Origin of the sequence: Anoxybacter fermentans (assembly GCF_003991135.1) — a bacterium.
Taxonomy (GTDB): Bacteria; Bacillota; Halanaerobiia; order DY22613; family DY22613; genus Anoxybacter; species Anoxybacter fermentans.
Genome location: NZ_CP016379.1, coordinates 520,309 through 539,265, shown reverse-complemented (window position 1 = coordinate 539,265; position 18,957 = coordinate 520,309). Strand labels below are relative to the sequence as shown.

17 protein-coding genes are annotated in these 18,957 nt (G+C 37.0%); all 17 read right to left on the bottom strand.

Features of this window, described 5'->3' with window-relative positions; translation table 11 throughout:
• Positions 1 to 13 precede the first annotated feature (13 nt).
• On the bottom strand, positions 14 to 3,568 hold the full coding sequence (smc, locus tag BBF96_RS02350) for a chromosome segregation protein SMC (protein ID WP_164730857.1): 3,555 nt from the start codon (positions 3,566 to 3,568) through the stop codon (positions 14 to 16).
• Between the two features lie 143 nt (positions 3,569 to 3,711).
• Positions 3,712 to 3,972: a stage V sporulation protein S gene (locus BBF96_RS02345; RefSeq protein ID WP_127015666.1), complete on the bottom strand. Its 261-nt coding sequence runs from the start codon at positions 3,970 to 3,972 to the stop codon at positions 3,712 to 3,714.
• 161 nt (positions 3,973 to 4,133) lie between these two features.
• Positions 4,134 to 4,838 (bottom strand): pseudouridine synthase, encoded by a 705-nt coding sequence (locus tag BBF96_RS02340; RefSeq protein ID WP_335876845.1) that lies wholly within the window; start codon positions 4,836 to 4,838, stop codon positions 4,134 to 4,136.
• Complete coding sequence (locus tag BBF96_RS02335) at positions 4,838 to 5,701, bottom strand: energy-coupling factor ABC transporter ATP-binding protein (RefSeq protein WP_127015664.1); 864 nt, start codon at positions 5,699 to 5,701, stop codon at positions 4,838 to 4,840. The genes BBF96_RS02340 and BBF96_RS02335 overlap by 1 nt, the downstream gene beginning before the upstream one ends.
• Positions 5,698 to 6,399, bottom strand: a complete 702-nt coding sequence (locus BBF96_RS02330; RefSeq protein WP_127015663.1) for an energy-coupling factor transporter transmembrane component T family protein — start codon at positions 6,397 to 6,399, stop codon at positions 5,698 to 5,700. Before BBF96_RS02330 ends, BBF96_RS02335 begins: the two co-directional genes overlap by 4 nt.
• A gap of 103 nt (positions 6,400 to 6,502) precedes the next feature.
• Positions 6,503 to 7,225 carry an energy-coupling factor ABC transporter permease gene (locus tag BBF96_RS02325; protein WP_127015662.1) on the bottom strand — a complete coding sequence of 241 codons (723 nt, stop codon included), beginning with the start codon at positions 7,223 to 7,225 and terminating at the stop codon, positions 6,503 to 6,505.
• Between the two features lie 286 nt (positions 7,226 to 7,511).
• A complete protein-coding gene (locus BBF96_RS02320; RefSeq protein ID WP_236777864.1) occupies positions 7,512 to 8,669 on the bottom strand; it encodes a D-alanyl-D-alanine carboxypeptidase family protein in 1,158 nt (385 codons plus the stop codon).
• Between the two features lie 450 nt (positions 8,670 to 9,119).
• The gene (gene ytfJ, locus BBF96_RS02315; protein WP_127015661.1) at positions 9,120 to 9,533 is read right to left on the bottom strand and encodes a GerW family sporulation protein; all 414 of its coding nucleotides are present in this window, start codon (positions 9,531 to 9,533) and stop codon (positions 9,120 to 9,122) included.
• Positions 9,506 to 10,270 (bottom strand): DUF2953 domain-containing protein, encoded by a 765-nt coding sequence (locus tag BBF96_RS02310; RefSeq protein WP_127015660.1) that lies wholly within the window; start codon positions 10,268 to 10,270, stop codon positions 9,506 to 9,508. Before BBF96_RS02310 ends, ytfJ begins: the two co-directional genes overlap by 28 nt.
• A 234-nt stretch (positions 10,271 to 10,504) precedes the next feature.
• A complete protein-coding gene (gene scpB, locus BBF96_RS02305; protein ID WP_127018153.1) occupies positions 10,505 to 11,116 on the bottom strand; it encodes an SMC-Scp complex subunit ScpB in 612 nt (203 codons plus the stop codon).
• Between the two features lie 10 nt (positions 11,117 to 11,126).
• Positions 11,127 to 11,879 (bottom strand): segregation and condensation protein A, encoded by a 753-nt coding sequence (locus BBF96_RS02300; RefSeq protein WP_127015659.1) that lies wholly within the window; start codon positions 11,877 to 11,879, stop codon positions 11,127 to 11,129.
• Positions 11,880 to 11,884: 5 nt separating this feature from the next.
• Positions 11,885 to 12,910 (bottom strand): tryptophan--tRNA ligase, encoded by a 1,026-nt coding sequence (gene trpS / locus BBF96_RS02295; protein ID WP_127015658.1) that lies wholly within the window; start codon positions 12,908 to 12,910, stop codon positions 11,885 to 11,887.
• A 19-nt stretch (positions 12,911 to 12,929) separates the two neighbouring features.
• The gene (locus BBF96_RS02290) at positions 12,930 to 13,469 is read right to left on the bottom strand and encodes an HDIG domain-containing metalloprotein (RefSeq protein WP_127015657.1); all 540 of its coding nucleotides are present in this window, start codon (positions 13,467 to 13,469) and stop codon (positions 12,930 to 12,932) included.
• Between the two features lie 7 nt (positions 13,470 to 13,476).
• Positions 13,477 to 14,109: a site-2 protease family protein gene (locus BBF96_RS02285; RefSeq protein ID WP_205665691.1), complete on the bottom strand. Its 633-nt coding sequence runs from the start codon at positions 14,107 to 14,109 to the stop codon at positions 13,477 to 13,479.
• Positions 14,099 to 16,735: a CBS domain-containing protein gene (locus BBF96_RS02280; protein WP_127015656.1), complete on the bottom strand. Its 2,637-nt coding sequence runs from the start codon at positions 16,733 to 16,735 to the stop codon at positions 14,099 to 14,101. Before BBF96_RS02280 ends, BBF96_RS02285 begins: the two co-directional genes overlap by 11 nt.
• Before the next feature lie 355 nt (positions 16,736 to 17,090).
• A complete protein-coding gene (locus tag BBF96_RS02275) occupies positions 17,091 to 17,969 on the bottom strand; it encodes an ABC transporter permease (protein WP_127015655.1) in 879 nt (292 codons plus the stop codon).
• A gap of 20 nt (positions 17,970 to 17,989) precedes the next feature.
• A complete protein-coding gene (locus BBF96_RS02270) occupies positions 17,990 to 18,916 on the bottom strand; it encodes an ABC transporter permease (protein ID WP_127015654.1) in 927 nt (308 codons plus the stop codon).
• Between the last annotated feature and the right edge of the window lie 41 nt (positions 18,917 to 18,957).

Sequence of the window (18,957 nt, the reverse complement as noted above, 5' to 3'; positions counted from 1 at the left end):
AGTGAATATGCAGTTAGCTTACTTTCTCAGCAAATTTGTATGAGATCAGCTTAGATACTCCGGATTCTTCCATGGTTACACCATATAAAGCATCAGCTTCAGCCATGGTCCGTTTTCGGTGGGTGATAATGATAAACTGAGCTACCGAACTAAATTCACGGACAAAATTAGCAAAACGTTCAACATTAGCTTCATCTAAAGGTGCATCAATCTCATCAAGAATGTAGAAAGGACTCGGCTTAACCTTAAGAAAAGCAAAAATCAATGCTAAAGCAGTTAAAGCTTTTTCACCACCAGACATTAAAGTGAGTTTCTGGAGTTTTTTCCCCGGTGGCTGAGCATTAATTTCAATCCCCGTTTCCAATAGATTATCAGGATCTGATAAACTCAGCTCAGCAGTACCACCACCAAAAAGCCTGGTAAAAACCTCCTTAAACTCCACCTGTACTTTTTCAAAGGTTTTTAAGAAACGTTCTTTTATAGTTTCATCCAGTTCTGAAATCATCTCATTTAAGGATTTTCGGGCTTTGATTAAATCATCATGCTGCTCTTTTATAAAATTTAACCTTTTCGTAAGAGTTTCGTACTCTTCTTCAGCAGTCAAATTAACTGCACCTAAAACCTTAAGGCGCCATTTAAGGCTTTTTATCCTTTTTTCCACCTTTTCAATATCTTCAACAGGTTTAATCTCCTTACAATAATGTTCCAGATCGATTCCATGCTCTTCTTTTAACTCTTCTTTGATATTCTCCAGTTTGGAAGTATACTCAGCAATTTTTACTTCATATTGATTGATCTCTTTCGTCAGTTCATTTACTTTACGACGAATTTTCCTGGCCCTGGCATCTTCTTTTCTAAATGCTCCTACAAGGTCCTTTTCCTTTTGCTTTAGATCAGTAACTTCATCGCCAAGAACCTTTTCTTTTTCTAAAACTTTCTCCTTATCCTTTTTAATGACTTCTATCTGTTCTTCCAATTCCAATTTTTTAGACTCCAATTCCTGCCATTCATCCTTAAGTTTCTCAATCTTTTGATTAATTTCTTCTTTCAATTCCTTAATTTGCTGTAAACGGTTATAATATCCCTTCTCCTGTTCATCTAAAGAGGCTAATTTGATCCGAATTTCGGTAATCTCCAGCTGAATTTGATCAATTATCCCTCTTTTCTGGTTAACCTTTTCTTCTAATGCCTTTAACTCAGCTTCTTTCCGGGCATTTTCACTATTTAAAAGTTCAAGCTCAGTCTTTAATTGCTGTATCTGGTGATCAAATTTGCCCAGCTGCTCATGACAGAATTCAAACTCCTGGTCCATATTGCTCAGTAAATCTTCCTGATATTCAGTATCCTTTTGCAACTGCTGCTTATCTTTTAATAGATTAGCCCGCTTTAATTCCAGCTGGTGAATCTCTTTCTGCCATTCGTTAAGCTTTTCTTCCTGCTCTAAGACCCGTTTTTTAAGCTCCTGGCCTTTTTTAGTCAGAAATTGAAGTTCTTCTTTAAGATGGTTTACTTGAACCCTTAATTCTTCTATCTCCCTACTCCTACCCAGCAGATTATGGTTATGCTGTTGGCTACTACCTCCGCTAACTGCACCACCCGGATTAATATTATCACCATCAAGAGTAACAATTCTAAATCTCTGCTTTACGGCTCTGGAAATCTGCAAAGCAGAATCCAGATCCTTTGCAATAATAATCCGACCCAGCAAATAATTAACCACCGAAGTTAATCTGGCATCAGCCCGCACAAAATCAGAAGCTACCCCCAGATAACCATCAATAGAACTGAGAACAGACAGTTCTTTCATCCGCTTACCCTGAATCATATCTAATGGTAAAAAGGTAGCCCTTCCTCCACGGGTTCTTTTCAAATATTGAATAGCTTCTTTGGCATCTTCACCTGTTTCAACAACAATATTTTGTAAACCGCTGCCTAAAGCTGCAGCAATGGCCTTTTCTTTATCTTTGTCCACATCAAAAAGTTCAGCTACAACCCCTACAATCCCTTTAAGCTCGTCTCTAGCCTTTAAAACATTTTTTACACCCTGATAATAACCTTGCAGAGATTCTTCCATATCATTTAAAAGTTTCAATCTGGATTGGGCACCATGAAGTTTTTCCCTTAAAGAAGCAAATTCTTCCTCTACCTTCTGCAATTTGGCCCGATCTTCTTCCTGACGATGTCTTAAGTATTCCTCATCTCTTTTTAAACGTTCCAATCGTTCATTAATCTGTTTTAACTCCTGTTTCACCTTATTAAGTTGAGTAACTGCCTCATCTAAATTTCGATCATTGCGGGAACGTAATTGGATTAGTTCATCTATTCGCTCTGTTAATTTACTTTCCTGATCCTGATACCGACTGAGTTGAGTTTTAAGTTCGCTTCGCTGGTTTAAAAATTCCTTTAAATCATTTTTTAAGAAGTCTATCTTTTCTTGATCAGCCTTGATCTCAGCATTAAGTTCATCTATCTTTTTACTTTTCACCAAAATTGATTGATTTAGTTCTTCTTTTTTATTTTTAAGATCGCTTAATGTTCGATTGATCTCTTCTTTCTCAGATTTATATCTTGTAAGAGAATCCTCCCGTTCAGAGATTTCGGCCCGAATTCTCTTTTTTTGCATAAGCAAACTATTCAGCTTCTCATGAATCATCTTAATCTGGTTCTCAATTGATTCACGATGCGTTTTTAAATCAAAATACTCTTGCTGTTTTTTATCAATCAATTCCTTAACCTGATCTAACTCATTTTGCAATTTGTCCACTTTAGTTTCAAAAGCATTAACCATATTCTCTCGTTCTTTGAGATTCCTTGCAAGACGATCCCGATCACTCACATATGTATCCAGCTCTTTTTGATAAAGATACCAATTAGTTAAAAGAAGTGATTCTTCTAACTCTTTCAGTTCTTTTTTAAATTCTTTGTATTTACGTGCATCTTCTGCCTGTTTCTTTAAAGGCTCAGCCTGGCGTTCCAGTTCCTGAATAATATCCTGAACCCGGGCCAGATTAATCTCTGTATCTTCCAGTTTTTTTGCTGCTTCCCGCTTCCTATTTTTATATTTGATAATGCCTGCTGCTTCTTCAAAAAGTTCACGCCGGTCAGTCGGTTTGCTACTTAAAATCATATCAACCTTTCCCTGACTAACGATGGAATAGGCTTCTTTGCCTATCCCTGTATCCATAAGTAATTCTTCTATATCCTTTAAACGGCAGACAGTACCGTTAATAAGATAATCACTCTGACCACTTCGATCAACTCGCCGTCCTATACTCACTTCACTAAATTCAATAGGTAAGGTGCCATCTGAATTATCCAATATTAACCGGACTTCAGCAATATTCATCGGCTTTCTTTTATCTGTACCGGCAAAGATTACATCTTCCATTTTGGAACCACGCAAATTTTTAGCACTCTGTTCTCCCAGTACCCAGCGGATGGCATCAACTATATTACTCTTACCGCTTCCATTAGGACCGACGATTGCAGTTATACTGGGTTCAAAGGTGACAACAGTTGATTCGGCAAAGGATTTAAAACCGTGTAGTTCAATCCTTTTCAGAAACAAAGCCATCCCCCCTTCGTCTGTTTTATACCTATTTATATATTGTACCATATCCTTAGACAAAAGTGAACGAAAAAAAAACCTATCCGCATTAGAAAGGGATAGGTTTAACTTAAACATTTCTAAATAATTATTTGAAAATAAACTTATCTTGGCTCTACAATAAATTTAATTGCAGTTCTCTCTTCATCATCAATGGTAATCTCAGCAAAAGCAGGAATTGTAATCAAATCAATTCCATTTGGTGCTACAAAACCTCTAGCAATAGCAATAGCTTTAATAGCCTGATTGACTGCACCTGCACCTATTGCTTGAATTTCGGCCGCACCTTCTTCCCGTATAACTGCTGCCAGAGCACCAGCCACTGATTTTGGTTGAGAGCGTGATGATACCTTTAATACTTCCATCTTATTCTCCTCCTTTAAATTGTATGTAGTTTGGTGAAAGTGTATAGTAACTTGTAAAAGTCGTTCGCTAAAAGTGAGGTTACAATCAATTCAGGGCAAATTAATTATTTTATATATTCTCTATGAATACCAAAATTCCTTCTTTAAATATCTGAATTTTCTTAACTACGCACATTTTTCTCTATCTTTTTTAAAACCTTTATTTCTTTTTGTGACAGATGTCGATACTTTCCTGGCTTTAAATCGCCTAATGTCAATGGGCCTAATTTAATCCGCTTCAGTTTCAACACCGGATATCCTACAGCATCCATCATTCTTCTTACCTGGCGCTTTCGTCCTTCGTGAATGGTCATTTTAATAACAGAATAATTTTTTTTTCGTTTGATAAGTTCCACCCTGGCCGGAGCAGTCATTCCGTCCTCCAATTCAATACCTTTTTCCAATTTTTCAATGGCTTCTGAATCAATAGAACCTTTTACTTTGACCAAATACACCTTATCTATCTGATGGCTGGGATGGGTTAAAGCATAGGTTAAAGAACCATCATTTGTCAACAAAAGAAGTCCTTCAGTATCACAGTCTAATCTACCCACTGAATGAAGACGTTGAGGAATATCTTTAACCAATTCCAGAACAATAGGCCGATCGAATGGGTCATCCATAGTTGTGATATAGCCCGCAGGCTTATTCAGCATAATATAGACAGGTTTTTCTTTCTTAATGGGTTTACCATTAACTTCAATTATATCTTTCTCAGGATCAACTTTTACTCCTAATTCCTTAACAACTTTTCCATTTACCTTTACCTTACCTTCAATAATTAACTTTTCCGATTTGCGGCGGGAAGCCACACCCGCCCGTGCCATTACTTTCTGTAACCGTTCCAGTGTACTTCACCTCGACTTTTTAACAGATTTAGAAGTTGTACCTCTGCCTGGTCAATATTAATGGGAATCTCCACTTCAATCCCCCGATTCCTTAAACGGGAGAAGAGTTCTACTAAAATAGGAGGACGAAGTGAGACCTGATAAAGAAAATCACGTTCCTGAAGTACTTCCTCTACACTACCATACCGGATAATTCTTCCATCATGGAGTATATAAATCTTATCAACAATCTCCGGTAAAAAGTTTATATCATGGGAAGTTAAAAGAAGAGCAGTTCCATAACTTAAGTTGATCTCTCTTAAAAGTTTGATAATATCTTCTTTGGATTTGGGATCAAGTCCGTTAAAAGGTTCGTCCAAAATCAATAACTCAGGCTTGAGTACCATAGCTCCAGCCAGGGCAACTTTCTTCTTTTGGCCTCCGCTCAAATAATGTGGAATTTTATGTAAAAGATGAGTTATCCCCATCCGCTCACTTACTTCCTTAACCATCTTATCTACCCGATCTTCTGGAAAACCATAGTTACGGGGAGCAAAAGCAATATCATCATAAACAGTAGGACCGATAATCTGTTCATCCACATTTTGAAAGACTACACCAATTTTTTTAATCACTTTTTTTTGATTTTTTACAGGATCACAGCCAAAAACTGTTATTTCACCCTCAACAGGCTTTAATAAACCCAGAATATGATTCAAAAGGGTTGTCTTTCCCGATCCATTTTCACCCAGGATCGCCACCCGTTCTCTTTCATGAACAATAAAATCAAGACCGCATACTTTTACCTCTGTTTTATCAGGATAAATATGTTTAAGGCATCTAATACGAATAATTTCTCTCATAGAATCACCACCGCAAAAATTACTATAACTCCAACCAGTATCAATAGATAATCCCACCAGTGAAAACTAACCTTTCTTTTTACTTTTAAACTTCCAGTATAACCCCGGACAATTAAAATCTTATACATCCGCTCACTTAAATCAAAAGAATGAATAAAAAGTACCCCAAGGGCACCAGCTAGATTTTTTATATTAAAGATTACATTAAAAGGATGATAACCACCCTTTAATTTAATATTGGTTAACAGATTCTGAACTTCCTTAATCAGAATAAAGAAAATCCGATATGTAAAAAACATCCCATCAACCAATACATCGGGCAAAATATAACCAAGAATACCAAAAATCTGGAGATAGGGTGTGGTAAATATAAGTAAAAGCAGTGCTAAGGCTGCTGTAACTGCTTTTAAAATGACAGTAACCCCGGCAGCAACAGAATAAGAGAATTTAAATAACGCAAAAACCATGCTAAAAAATGCCGGATAAAGAGCATAATGTCCTACTATTAAAAGGGAAATTCTGGCCAAAAGATAGCCAATAATCAATAAAACCAAAATTAGAGTCAAATGTATCGGTTGTTTTGCTATAATTATAGCTATAATCATACAGATGGTAAATAAAAACTTAGAGACAGCAGAGCTTTTATGGAACACGCTATCTCCTTGATTAGCAGTTAAATCGATAAACGCCAGATCCATATCAACATTTCCCCTTCAATAAAATCTTAAATGGTTATACTGCAAAAAGCTAATTTTTCGCTTCTTGAGAAATTCTTCGAATTATCTTAAATAAAATCTTGACCTATTTAAGCAGATCAGGTCTCACCCGATTCAAAAATTTAACCATTAAAACTGTAATCAGAACTTCCAATCCAATCCCGATAACAAGAATTATAACAATGGCACCAATGCCTGAGATATTGAGAAAAGAAACTTCATTAATCAAGGATCTTAAGCCAGTAATGGTATTTTGAACGTGTTCATGTTCGTCTTCTACATCCAGTGTATGGTCATGATGTTCATGTAAAAGAACATATTCCCAGCCTATTTGGGACAAACCAACAAGAGTCAATATCAAAATAATAGAAAGCAATAGTGTTAAACCGGTAGCCAGTCCTGCAGCAGTCTGGTCTTTTAACTTTTTTCTAAATGCACGGAAAAGAAACGAACCAAGCATAACTTCCAATCCCAAAATTAGAGTATTAATTCCAACTACTGTAATTCCGCCGTGACCGATAAAACTCAACAAAAAATTAACAATAAATACAGCCACAAATCCTAACCATGGTCCTACCAGAATACCTGTTAAAACCGTTAAATTAATATGAAAAGGTAAAGCACCCAATGGAATAGACATGGTAATCAGCATCAGAGCACAAACCACGCCAAGATAGGGAACTTTTTTACGCAAATCCTCTTTTTTTAATTTATAAACAGCAATCATCAACATGATAGCAGTAAGTAAATAACCGCTGACCCACCAACTTATCGGTAATACACCATCAGGTATATGAATGTGGCTCATTAAAATGACACCTCCAAATAAACTCTCAAACTGGTCTGGTTATAAACTATATAGAACAAGTTTACAAAATTAATTGTACTTCTTTTACTGGAAAAAGTCAATTAAAAGCATTAGGAACAAAATGTTCTTGGGGCACTGCACAAAGCTAATTTTTCGCTTGAAAGGAAATTTTTCGAATCATCTAAAGTTCGATCTCAATCGAAATAAGGAAAATTTGTTGATGCCAGGGATTAAAGTATAACTTCTATGGCATTAACTAAATAAAACCATAAACGGCCTGACTTTTTTATGCAAATGTCTTAATAATCAACGAAATCCATCTCCAGAAGCGTTGAACCAGTGACATTTCTGTCACTTCTTCTAATGCGATAAGATCCCGCTGACCCACTTTTTCTCCATTTATATGAATCTCCACACTGCCTACTTTCTGCCCGGCTAAAATGGGCAGCTGGAGATTTTCTTTCACTGAAATAGTAGTGGTTACTTTAAAGTCCTGTCCTTTTGGAACTGTAACAACAAAATCCCTGGGTGCAACCATCTTTAGTACTTTTTCACGACTCTCGGGAATTTCAACAGTATAAAGCAGTTCACCTTTTTTAAATAAAGTTACATTGGAGAAATTGTCAAGACCATAATCTAATAGTTTAATAGAATCCTGCCAGAGCTGGTCAGCATGGAGAACTACTGCAATTACCCGCCGACCGTTTCGTTTAGCTGTCGATACCAGACAACGACCTGCAGCCCTGGTATAACCTGTCTTTCCACCATCACAATCTGGATACATCCAGAGAAGTTTATTATGATTGCGCAAACCCCTATCCCACCTATGAACAGGCCATGAAATGGTTTTATACTTAGTAGCCGTCAATTTACGAAAAATTTCATTTTGCATGGCATAACGCATAATCATTGCCAGATCATAAGCTGTGGTCAGGTGTTGATTATCAGGTAAACCGTGAGGATTTTGAAAAGTAGTATTTAAAGCCCCTACCTCTTTTGCCTTCTGATTCATCAATACTGCAAATTCTTCCACACTACCTGCAATATGTTCGGCCACTGCCACAGATGCATCATTTCCTGAGCTGAGCATAACACCATAAAGCAGTTCTTCTAAAGTTAAAACTTCTCCAGCCTCTAACCATATAGATGAACCGCCAGTTGATGCCGCCCGTGGACTGGCTTTGACTCTGTCCTCAAGCTGGCCTAATTCGATTGCAAGAATGGTTGTCATAATCTTTGTAGTACTTGCTGGTGGGCGGCGCTTATGAATATTTTTACCGTAGAGTACTTTCCCAGTTTCTGCATCAATGACAATAGCTGCATCAGCTGTAACATAGAGGGATGCTTCTGTCACTTCTGGATAGATAGCCAAAAGTAAAGATAGCAAGAAGGTCATAATAACCCCCTTGCCTATTACTTTCTGTAAATCTTTAATTGGTTCCATAAATTCCACTCCTATTTTTTAACTATAATAAAGTATATTCTTTCATGAAAAAATTATTCATGATTAAACTGCAAAAAGCTAATTTTGAGCACTATTGAAATTTTTCGTTAAACCATCTTAATAAGATTAAAAAGAATGGCCTCATCACAAAATGTGATGAGGCCTTATTTCGACTAAAATTGAACTTTAGATAGTTCGAAAAATTTCTTTTGAAATGAAAAATTTACTTTTTGCAGTAATATTACAAAATACTATAATCACGATTGATAATTTTTATACCCATCCATACTTCCTCCTGATTACATTTTTTATTATTTAGTTATTAGCTCATATATATTATTACTCAAAAACAATAATTTTTAATTTTTTCATAAAACAAAGTAATTATTCTTTTTATCATCCAGTAAAAAAGAGAGACCTTTTTTAAAGGGCCTCCCTAATTGATATCTTTTACTGTTTATCCCCAGAATGTTGTTTCTTTTGCCCTAACATATCTTTAACTTCACGTATTAGCTCAGGTGCAGTATTGATTAAACGCTCAACAACGGCATTATTGGTAACCGGTAATAGACGCACCTGTTCTTTACCTACCACCAGAAAAGCAACCGGACTTAGACTTACTCCGGCGCCACTACCTCCACCAAAGGGGATAGCATTACTTTCCTTATCTTTTCCACTGCTACCGCTCTTCATTATATAATCACCACCGCCAACGGCAAAACCAAAGCTAACCCTGGATATGGGAATTATCACTTCTCCATTGACTGTCTCCACCGGATCACCAACGATTGTATTAACATCTACCATTCCTTTGATATTCTCCATTACTGAACTCATTAATGCCTCAATTGGATGGTTGGCCATCTACTTTTTACCCTCCTTTTATATTCACTCAGGAATATCTTTAACCCTGCAATCATAATATTTCCTATTCGGATACTAAATATGCTTTCAAATCTCATCTCCAATCCAGGTTTTTCAAAATGTGGAGTCACAGAAATCTGGGGGTCAGTCTTCATATTACAGACCAGTGATAATAGATCAAGAAAAATTGATTTCCCTGCCCAGATCAAACCTGTGGCTATTCCAGTTACAGCAGCATCAGGAAAACCAAAATATGTATGCCAGACCAGTTTTCTACAGTCCCCTCTTAGACCCATTCCTAACATACCCAGAACACGGTAAACTACTACATTCTCCATCCGTACTTCTTTGTTGTGACGATCTTCCTTGCGGAAAGTTTTCATCATTTCCATTAAAGCTTCAAATTGATTAGTAATCTTTAATAAAAATTTAATTTTTTTAATGATTTCTCTTAAATTGAAAGTGTGGACCCCAAATTCTTCTTTAACTTCCTCATCTTTTTTCTTTCCCTTGGCACCAAAAAACTCAGCCTGCAATCTAAGGACCGGAAAGAGGAAACGACGACGAATTTCAACATATGATATCTCCAAACGATAATGAATCAAACCAAAAAGAGCTTCCACTTGAATTTTCAAATTATCATCCTGGTTGATACGAAAGTAATCTAAAGAGACTTTAACTGGTAAAAGTAAAATCCACCCAAACAAGGTAAAAGGTATGACCAACAAAAAGAACATATTGAACTCCTCCCACAACGGGAAAGATTGTTAAATATTAAAACCTGGTAATTACTCTAAAGTTTATTTTACCACCACTAGAAAAGTTTATACTAAACATTTTTTAGGTCATCTAAAGTTCGTCATTAAAAAAATAAAATGCCCTTCAGGCACTTAATCTTATTAAACTGCAAAAAATATAACTTCTTAAACATTAAACAAACCGTGCCCCTAACCATGGCACGGTTCAATATATCAATCCCCGGAAGACTTATGTAAAGATATTGCTTCATAATCTTCGGCTAATTCTTCATCTTCCTCTATAGCTTCTTTAACAACATCCTTTTTTTCTAATAATGAAAATTCAGCAGGCTCTGGTAGTTCGGATAGATCTTTAAGACCAAAGTATTGGAGAAATTTTTCTGTAGTCCCATAAAGAATAGGAGTCCCGATAGTATTTTTCCTTCCTAATTCCTGTATTAAGCCTCTCTTTTGAAGAGTAAGAAGAGCTTTTTCAACTTTAACACCGCGGATTTCCTCAATTTCAGCTCTGGTGATAGGCTGTTTATAAGCAATGATTGCTAGAGTCTCTAAAGAAGCCTGGCTTAGACGCTGCTGAACTTTGGGTTGGTAGAGTTCTCTAATATATTCGGCATATTCAGGTCGGGTACAGATGGAATACCCTTTCCCCAATTTCTGAATCTGAAAACCCCGCCCTGTCTTATCATATTCTTCGGCCAAAGTTTGAATCAATTTTTCAATCGTCTCTTTAGAAATTCCCACAACCCGTTCAATTTCTTCAGGAGTAAGAGGATCAGTGGATACAAACAATAACGCTTCTATCAATGGTTTATATTGGTCCTCCATCCAATTCACCTCAACCTTCCCGACAAATCAAAATCTCTCCATATAATTGATTTTGAGATACTTTGATTTTTTTTAATTTTATCAGTTCCAGTAGAGCAAGAAATGTTACCACAACTTCAATACGTGATGTTGTCGTTGAGAAAAGTTCACCAAAGGTAATCCACCCTGAAGACTCTTCTATAATGGCTTCCAACTCCAGTAACTTATCTTTAATGCTAATCTCTTCTACTCTAAATTCGGGCTGGTCATCTTCTTTAGCTTCTTTTAAGGCTTTTTCCCGCTTTGCTGCATCTCTTAAGGCTTTAATAAACGCTTCTCTAAAATCATCCAGGGTTACATTTTCCAGGGGATTAAATTCCGGTAAGTCAGAGACGATTTCATCAATTAATTTCTCATTATCCCGGGTAAAAAATAATCCTCTGTTCTCTTCTCTTTCCCTCAATTGACTGGCCAACTCTTTAAATTTCTTGTACTCTAAAAGTTTAGTCACCAATTCATGAGGCTGAGCTTTCTTATCGTCTCCTTTTTCCTGATATGAAGGTAAAAGAGTGCGGGATTTGAGTTCCATTAGCTGGGCTGCTGTTACCAGAAAATCTCCGGCAAAATCCAGATCCAGTTCTTGCATTTTACGAATATAGGCCAAATACTGCTCGGTAACGGCAGCCAGAGAAATATTATTAATCTCTAGTTTGTTCTTTTTTACCAGATGAAACAACAAATCCAGCGGTCCTTCAAAAAAACCCAGATTAACTTGATATTCCACCTATTTCACCTCTTTAAATGCATAGCCTCCCTGATTTCTTCCATAGTTTGACGAGCTATTTTGGTTGCCTTTTCTTTTCCATTTTCAAGAATCTCATCTATAATTTCAGGTTGTGCCTCCAATTCTTTACGTTTCTTCTGGATTGGAGCCAAATATTCAACAAGCATCTCAACTAAATACTGCTTACATTTAGCACATCCGATACCAGCTTCACGACATTTTGTACTACATTCTTCAACTAACTCAGGATGCGAGAAAATTTTATGATAATCATATACAGTACAGACCTCAGGGTCTCCCGGATCTTTTAAACGAACCCGCTGTGGGTCGGTAATCATACTTTTTACCTTCTTTAAAATTTCATCTGGAGAATCTGCCAGATAAATAGCATTTCCATAGCTCTTACTCATTTTCCGCCGGTCAGTCCCAGGCAATCTAGGAACTTTAGCTAATAAAGGTTCTGGAATTGGAAGAATTTCTTCCCTCTCTTCCCCATCACCATTTTCTTTAACCTTACCATAAAGATAGTTAAACCGTCGGGCTATTTCCCGTGTTAACTCAAGATGCGGTAATTGATCTTCACCAATGGGAACAGTATCAGCTTTGTAAATCAAAATATCTGCTGCCTGTAAGACAGGGTAGCTTAAAAGTCCTAAAGAAACCGAATCACCCAGATTCAACTCCTGAACCTGTTCTTTATAGGTAGGATTCCTCTCTAATCGTCCAACAGAAACAATCATAGAAAAGAGCAATGCCAATTCAGCATGTTCTTTCACATCAGATTGAACGAAAATAATACTCTTTTTAGGGTCAATTCCTGCACTTATCCAGTCGATAACCGTTTCACGGATATTATCTTTTAATTCATAAGTCCGGTTATATTTAGTAGTCAGAGCATGCCAATCAGCAACCTCAAAGATACATTCATAATCATCCTGCAAACTGGCCCAATTCTCTAAAATTCCTTTCAAATGACCTAAATGCTGTCTTCCAGTTGGTCTACTTCCACTCAAAATTCTTCCCTTTTTCATCTTTCATCCCCCCATTACTTTAAGAATTACGATCAGCTTCCTTTAAAATTTTTATTCGTCTATATAAAGCATCCGGTCGGTGATGGTCAATAACAAGATTAATTACATCCTGATCACAACCGATCTTTTGTAAAAGTTCAGCTCCCAGTTTCCCGTGATTTACAGCAACAAAAAAAGCGTGACGGCGGTTTTGAATAAATCCACCTTTTCCCTTTAATGCCCAGCGTTGAATACAATCTGGTAAAAACCGCTCCAAAAGAACAATTAATATCCGATCCATAATTGTCAAATCTCCTGCCCTTTTTCCCACATCATGAAGTAGAGCAGCTTTTATCATAATTTTTAACTCCATATCATCTTCATCAGCTACTATCTTCCGGTTTATTAAATATTCTTTTACTTTATAACTTACATCAAGAGCATGGCGCTGGTCAATAATGGACATTTTATAAAAAAGCTCTCTCTCCATCGGATTTAAATATTGTGAGATAAACTGAACCTCTTCTTCTTTAACTTTTGCTGTAATAGCACTGTAGAATTGTTTGACCCGATACAGCATTATTTTATCACAACCCCATAAGTCTAATCACAAACCAAATTATTGGAGAGATAATTTTACCCAAAATACCAGTCATTGCTAACATAAAAAGAATCATCATTCCTATATTACCTTCCAGATAATCCAAAATATAAGCCTGTCTGGATGGAAGAAGACCTGCCAGTATCCGGGAACCATCGAGTGGAGGAAATGGTAATAGATTAAATACTGCAAGGGCAACATTTACAATTAGCATCAAACGAATAAGATCAAAAATACTTATCATTATAGAGAAGGGCATCCCAAAAGTGCTGTAATTAAAAAATCTCCATACGTGCAGAATTATAGCCATCATAATTGCCAGGGTCAGATTGGAGAGCGGCCCAGCAAGTCCAACATACAGCATCCCTTTTCGGGGATTTTTAAAATAAGTTGGATTTACAGGAACCGGTTTAGCCCACCCAATCCTTTGAGTCAATAAAAGTACAATCAAACCAAAAGGATCAATATGAGCCCGAGGGTCAAGTGTCAATCTCCCCATCCAACGCGGAGTAGGATCTCCTAAAAGATCAGCAACTTTCCCATGTGCAAATTCATGGATAGATAATGAGAGTAAAAAGACAGGAATTCCTAAAATTATCGAATACCAATCAAAACTCACTTTGCCCACCTTTCCTTTCCTTTAAATACTCTTTAATAAATTCCAATTCCTCCTCACGGCTTTTAACTTTACCGTTCAATTTCGCTTCCTTAACTTTGGAAATCACCTCTTTAAAGAGTGGGCCGGGAGAAAACCCAAGATTAATTATATCTTTGCCAGAGACCTCTACATCTATCCTTCGTAACCGATTATAAAATTCCAAAACCTGATCTAAAATCAGCTGAGAATCACTAATCAAAACAAGATACATCAACTCTTCAGAGCCTAAAGACTCCAAAAGATTATAGATTTGACTAGGTCTTAATTTTCCTTCACTTAACTTTTCCTTTACACGATATACTTCTTCATGGATAAAATTCAGCTGAGCTCGATCCTTTAAACTTAGATTCCAGTCATTAGCAATTCTTTCTATAGTTTCTTTAGACAAATTAGCAAAGATAACCATCAAAACCAAAAGCCACCGTTGAACTATACATTGATCTTTAAATAGCTGAATAACCCAATCAATTCGCTTCAAATTTTTCCACTGTTGATCGGTAAGTTTAAAATCAGGTGCAATCTCCCTTAATATACCATAATCATCCAGATACTGTAAAGTTTTTAATTCTTTTCCTTCCATTAAAAGAGATTTCAGTTCTTCCCAAAATCTAGGTCCTTTGAGTTCTTTAATAACCCCATGCTCAACGGCCTGACGGATCAATAGATCAGTTTCTTCTTCAATAGTAAAGCCAAATCTTACAGCAAATTTGATTCCCCGTAGAATCCGGGTTGGATCATCAATAAAGGTGAAACTGTGTAGCCCCCGTATAATACCTTTTTTAAGATCTTCATTTCCTCCAAAGAAATCTATTAACCAGCCGAACTTCTCCTTACTAAGAGAAATAACCAGTGTATTAATAGTAAAATCCCTGCGGTAAAGATCCTGCTTCAAACGTCCCGGTTTTACTTGAGGCAAAGCGGCAGGATATTCGTAATATTCAACCCTGGCAGTAGCTACATCTAGATGAAAACCATTCAAATCCAGAGTAGCAGTACCAAAATTAGGATGAACATCCAGTTTACCCCCTAAAACCTGATGTAATTTCCGGGCAAATTCAATACCATCTCCTTCAATTACCAGGTCCAGATCTTTATTAGGGCGCTTAAGGAGAAGATCCCTTACAAAACCACCAACTAAATAAGGCTCAACATGTAAAGTCTCACTTAAATCTCTAATTTGACAGAAGAGATCAAATAACTCCGGTGGAGTTTGAGCCAGACAGGATTGGATATTATAATATTTTGGATCTACTTTTACCAATGAACTGCCATAATAACTTGGCCGTACGGATATATCTTCTCCATAGAGAACATTTAAAAGATCAGTACGGGTAATAATCCCCAGAAGTTCTCCATTTTCATCAACAACCGGTAAGCGTCCAATATCATGGGTCACCATTAATTTCTGTACCTGACTTATAGGAGCATTGGGTGAGACAGTCACTACTTTTCTTGTCATATAACCCTTTACAGGTACATCAGATAAATTATGCTTTTTCACTTTATCTAAATCCCGTCTGGAAAAGATTCCTTTGATACCATCCTCATCCATAATCACAAGCCCGGAGTGGCCGTACCGAAGCATAATCTCTTCTACCTGCCGAATGGTAGCATCAGGAGGAACAGTTTTTACCGGAGTTGTCATAATATCTTTAGCAAGCCGAGGTAGCTGGATATACTCATGCAACATCTTTTTAAGCTTTCTTTTGACATCCTCTAATTTTGCCCCTTTAATCACTGCCGAAGCAGCACCGGAATGACCACCACCACCAAAATATTCAAGAAACTGATTTAAGTTTATAGAATCTACATCAGAACGTGCCACAATAAGCACCCGACCTTCCATTTCTACAACAACAAAGTATAAATCTGCTTCTCTGATATCCCGTAATTTATGTATAATATTGTTAATTCCTAACAAATATTCCTGCAAAACAGCCGAATAGATATCAATTCTAAGTCCGTGAATCACTTCATGTTCCACCTGATCTAAAAGTACATTTAATACTTCTTGCTGAGCTTCATTTAAAGGTAACTCTACAAATTTTTCAACTACACTTAATCTGGCACCTTTTTTTAAGAGAAAGGCTACCATTTCGGCATCCAATGGAGTAGTTGTTGAATATGTAAGACATCCTGTATCATGATAAATTCCCAGAGCAAAAAGAGTTGCTTCAATAGGAGTAATGGGAATTTCTTCTGACTTGATGCGTTGGATTAGGATGGTAGTGGTTGAACCTACCGGCGAGGTATAATCCACAAAATCAAAGTCAAAAATCTTTTCATCCAGCAGATGATGGTCATAGACTATTTTACTGATCTCTTCATTAAACAACAGTTCACGAAAAGGTCCAACCCTGGCAGGATCTTTCGTATCCACCAGAATGATTCTTTTAATTTTTTTAAAGTCAATATCCCTTGGGCGGAACACTTGAAACTGATCCTTGAATAATGCCATAAAGTTTTTTACCTGATTTGATAGATACCCAGGAAAAACCGGAACAGCATCGGGATAGATTTTGTTTGCGGCGATCATTGCAGCCAATCCATCAAAATCTGTTCCTTCATGGGTTATAATAACATCCATAATAATCTAACACCTCTTCCTTCCGGTAAACCTTGCAGTCTATTTCATTATTATATCACAAAGGGTTTAATAAAAAAAGACATAAAAAGAGATTGCAGCCTTATTAAGCTGCAATCAAAAAAGTTATTATTTGACTAAACTGCAAAAAGCTAATTTTGAGCGCTATAGAAATTTTTCGTTAAACCATCTTAGTGAAATTTCAGTAGAAATAAGGCCTCATCACAGGATGTGATGAGCTAATCAAGGGCCAGGAGGGCCCTTTGATTAGTGTGCCTTATTTCGACTGAAATCGAACTTTAGATGGTTCGAAAAATTTCTTTATAAAGCGAAAAATTAGCTTTTTGCAGTAAAATCATTATTTGAGTTTAGGATCAAGAGCATCACGAAGCCCATCACCTAATAGGTTAAATCCTAATACAGTTAGTGCAATTGCCAAACCAGGGAATAAAGTGTACCATGGTGCAGTCCTTAAATAGCTCAATCCTTCATAAACTATAGAACCCCAACTTGGAATCGGTTCCTGAACACCTAAACCAAGAAAACTTAAACCGGCTTCAGACATAATAGCTCCAGCAATTCCCATAGTAACGGAAACGATCAACGGAGCCATACAATTGGGAAGAATATGTTTAAAGATAATTGTAGGAGTTTTAACTCCTAAGGCCCTGGCAGCTTCAATATATTCCATTTCACGGATGGAAAGTACCTGGCTCCGGACAATCCGCGCCTTACCTGTCCATCCAACCACACTCATTGCTATAAAAATATTGAATAATCCAGGTCCCAGGGCAACCCGAACACCAATTATAAATAGCAGCCCTGGAAAGGACATAATAATATCAACGATTCTCATAATGATCATATCTACTTTTCCTCCAAAATACCCTGCAATTGCCCCCAGTGTTACACCAATGACGAGAGTAATAAATTGTACCACAAAACCAACGGTCATTGAAATACGGGTACCGTAAATGAGACGGCTTAAAATATCACGCCCATAATAATCTGTCCCAAACCAATGTGCTTTAGAAGGCGGTTTAACTGATTCCAACAAATTAATCTGAAAAGGATCATATGGAGCTAAAACCGGAGCAAAAATAGCAACAAGCGCCAGAAAAATAATAATGTATAGTCCAAACATTGCTGTAGGATTTCTCTTCAAGCGCAGCCAGGAATCATACCATAGACTACGGCTTTTCTTCAACCTCCGTTTTGCCAACTGAAGATTACTCATTTAATACTCCCCTCCTCCCCTCACTCATAGCGAATTCTTGGATCCAGAAAGCCATATGTCAAATCAACAATTAGATTAGCAAATACAAATATAACTGCACCCACCAATACAGATCCGGCAATTACCTGAAAATCACGCTTATTTATAGCCTGTACCACATACCGACCGAATCCTGGCCAGCCAAAAATGGTCTCAGTCAAAACTGAACCGTTCAGATATGATGCAAAATCAAGACCAATAATAGTTACAATGGGAATCAGAGCATTTTTTAAAGCATGTTTAAATATAACAATTTTTTCACTCAAACCTTTAGAACGGGCTGTCCTAATATAATCCTGGCGAATCACTTCAAGCATAGTAGAGCGGGTCATTCTGGCCAGAAAAGCTGCAGCCCGGGTTCCAAGAGTGATGGCAGGTAAAACTATATATTTAATACCTCCATCTCCCATCCCGGATATAGGAAACCAGCCCAAAGTCATACCAAAAACAAAGACAAGAATAAGTCCAAACCAGAATACCGGGGTTGAAATAAAAATCAAAGCAAAAACCATTACTGCCCGATCAACCCAGGTATTATGATAAACTGCAGCAAGGATTCCGATTAATACTCCCATTGTAATAGCTACAATCATAGCTGAAAGAGCCAATCTGGCTGTAACAGGTAATTTTTCCATTAAATCTCTGGCTACCGATCGGTGTGTAATATACGACTTTCCCAAATCACCCCTTAGTGTACGACCAACATATCTTATAAACTGTATATACCAGGGATCATCCAATCTCAATTCCGCTCTAATTCTGGCGATAACTTTATCATCTGCCCGCTGACCCATCATTGTAGTGATAGGGTCTCCTGGAATTATAAACATTAGCAAAAAGGTAACAAACAATACCCCGAGCAGAACCGGCACAATAAGGATAATACGTCGAATTATATATTCAAACATTGGTCTGCCTCACCTCTTAGCATAAAATGGTAAAATAACAC

Coding starts and splice junctions, on each gene's coding strand:
- BBF96_RS02345 (WP_127015666.1), bottom strand. CDS start 3,972: ATGGAAGTATTAAAGGTATCATCACGCTCTCAACCAAAATCAGTGGCT.
- BBF96_RS02340 (WP_335876845.1), bottom strand. CDS start 4,838: ATGGCACGGGCGGGTGTGGCTTCCCGCCGCAAATCGGAAAAGTTAATT.
- BBF96_RS02335 (WP_127015664.1), bottom strand. CDS start 5,701: ATGAGAGAAATTATTCGTATTAGATGCCTTAAACATATTTATCCTGAT.
- BBF96_RS02330 (WP_127015663.1), bottom strand. CDS start 6,399: ATGGATCTGGCGTTTATCGATTTAACTGCTAATCAAGGAGATAGCGTG.
- BBF96_RS02325 (WP_127015662.1), bottom strand. CDS start 7,225: ATGAGCCACATTCATATACCTGATGGTGTATTACCGATAAGTTGGTGG.
- BBF96_RS02320 (WP_236777864.1), bottom strand. CDS start 8,669: ATGGAACCAATTAAAGATTTACAGAAAGTAATAGGCAAGGGGGTTATT.
- ytfJ (WP_127015661.1), bottom strand. CDS start 9,533: ATGGCCAACCATCCAATTGAGGCATTAATGAGTTCAGTAATGGAGAAT.
- BBF96_RS02310 (WP_127015660.1), bottom strand. CDS start 10,270: ATGTTCTTTTTGTTGGTCATACCTTTTACCTTGTTTGGGTGGATTTTA.
- scpB (WP_127018153.1), bottom strand. CDS start 11,116: ATGGAGGACCAATATAAACCATTGATAGAAGCGTTATTGTTTGTATCC.
- trpS (WP_127015658.1), bottom strand. CDS start 12,910: ATGAAAAAGGGAAGAATTTTGAGTGGAAGTAGACCAACTGGAAGACAG.
- BBF96_RS02290 (WP_127015657.1), bottom strand. CDS start 13,469: ATGCTGTATCGGGTCAAACAATTCTACAGTGCTATTACAGCAAAAGTT.
- BBF96_RS02280 (WP_127015656.1), bottom strand. CDS start 16,735: ATGGATGTTATTATAACCCATGAAGGAACAGATTTTGATGGATTGGCT.
- BBF96_RS02275 (WP_127015655.1), bottom strand. CDS start 17,969: ATGAGTAATCTTCAGTTGGCAAAACGGAGGTTGAAGAAAAGCCGTAGT.
- BBF96_RS02270 (WP_127015654.1), bottom strand. CDS start 18,916: ATGTTTGAATATATAATTCGACGTATTATCCTTATTGTGCCGGTTCTG.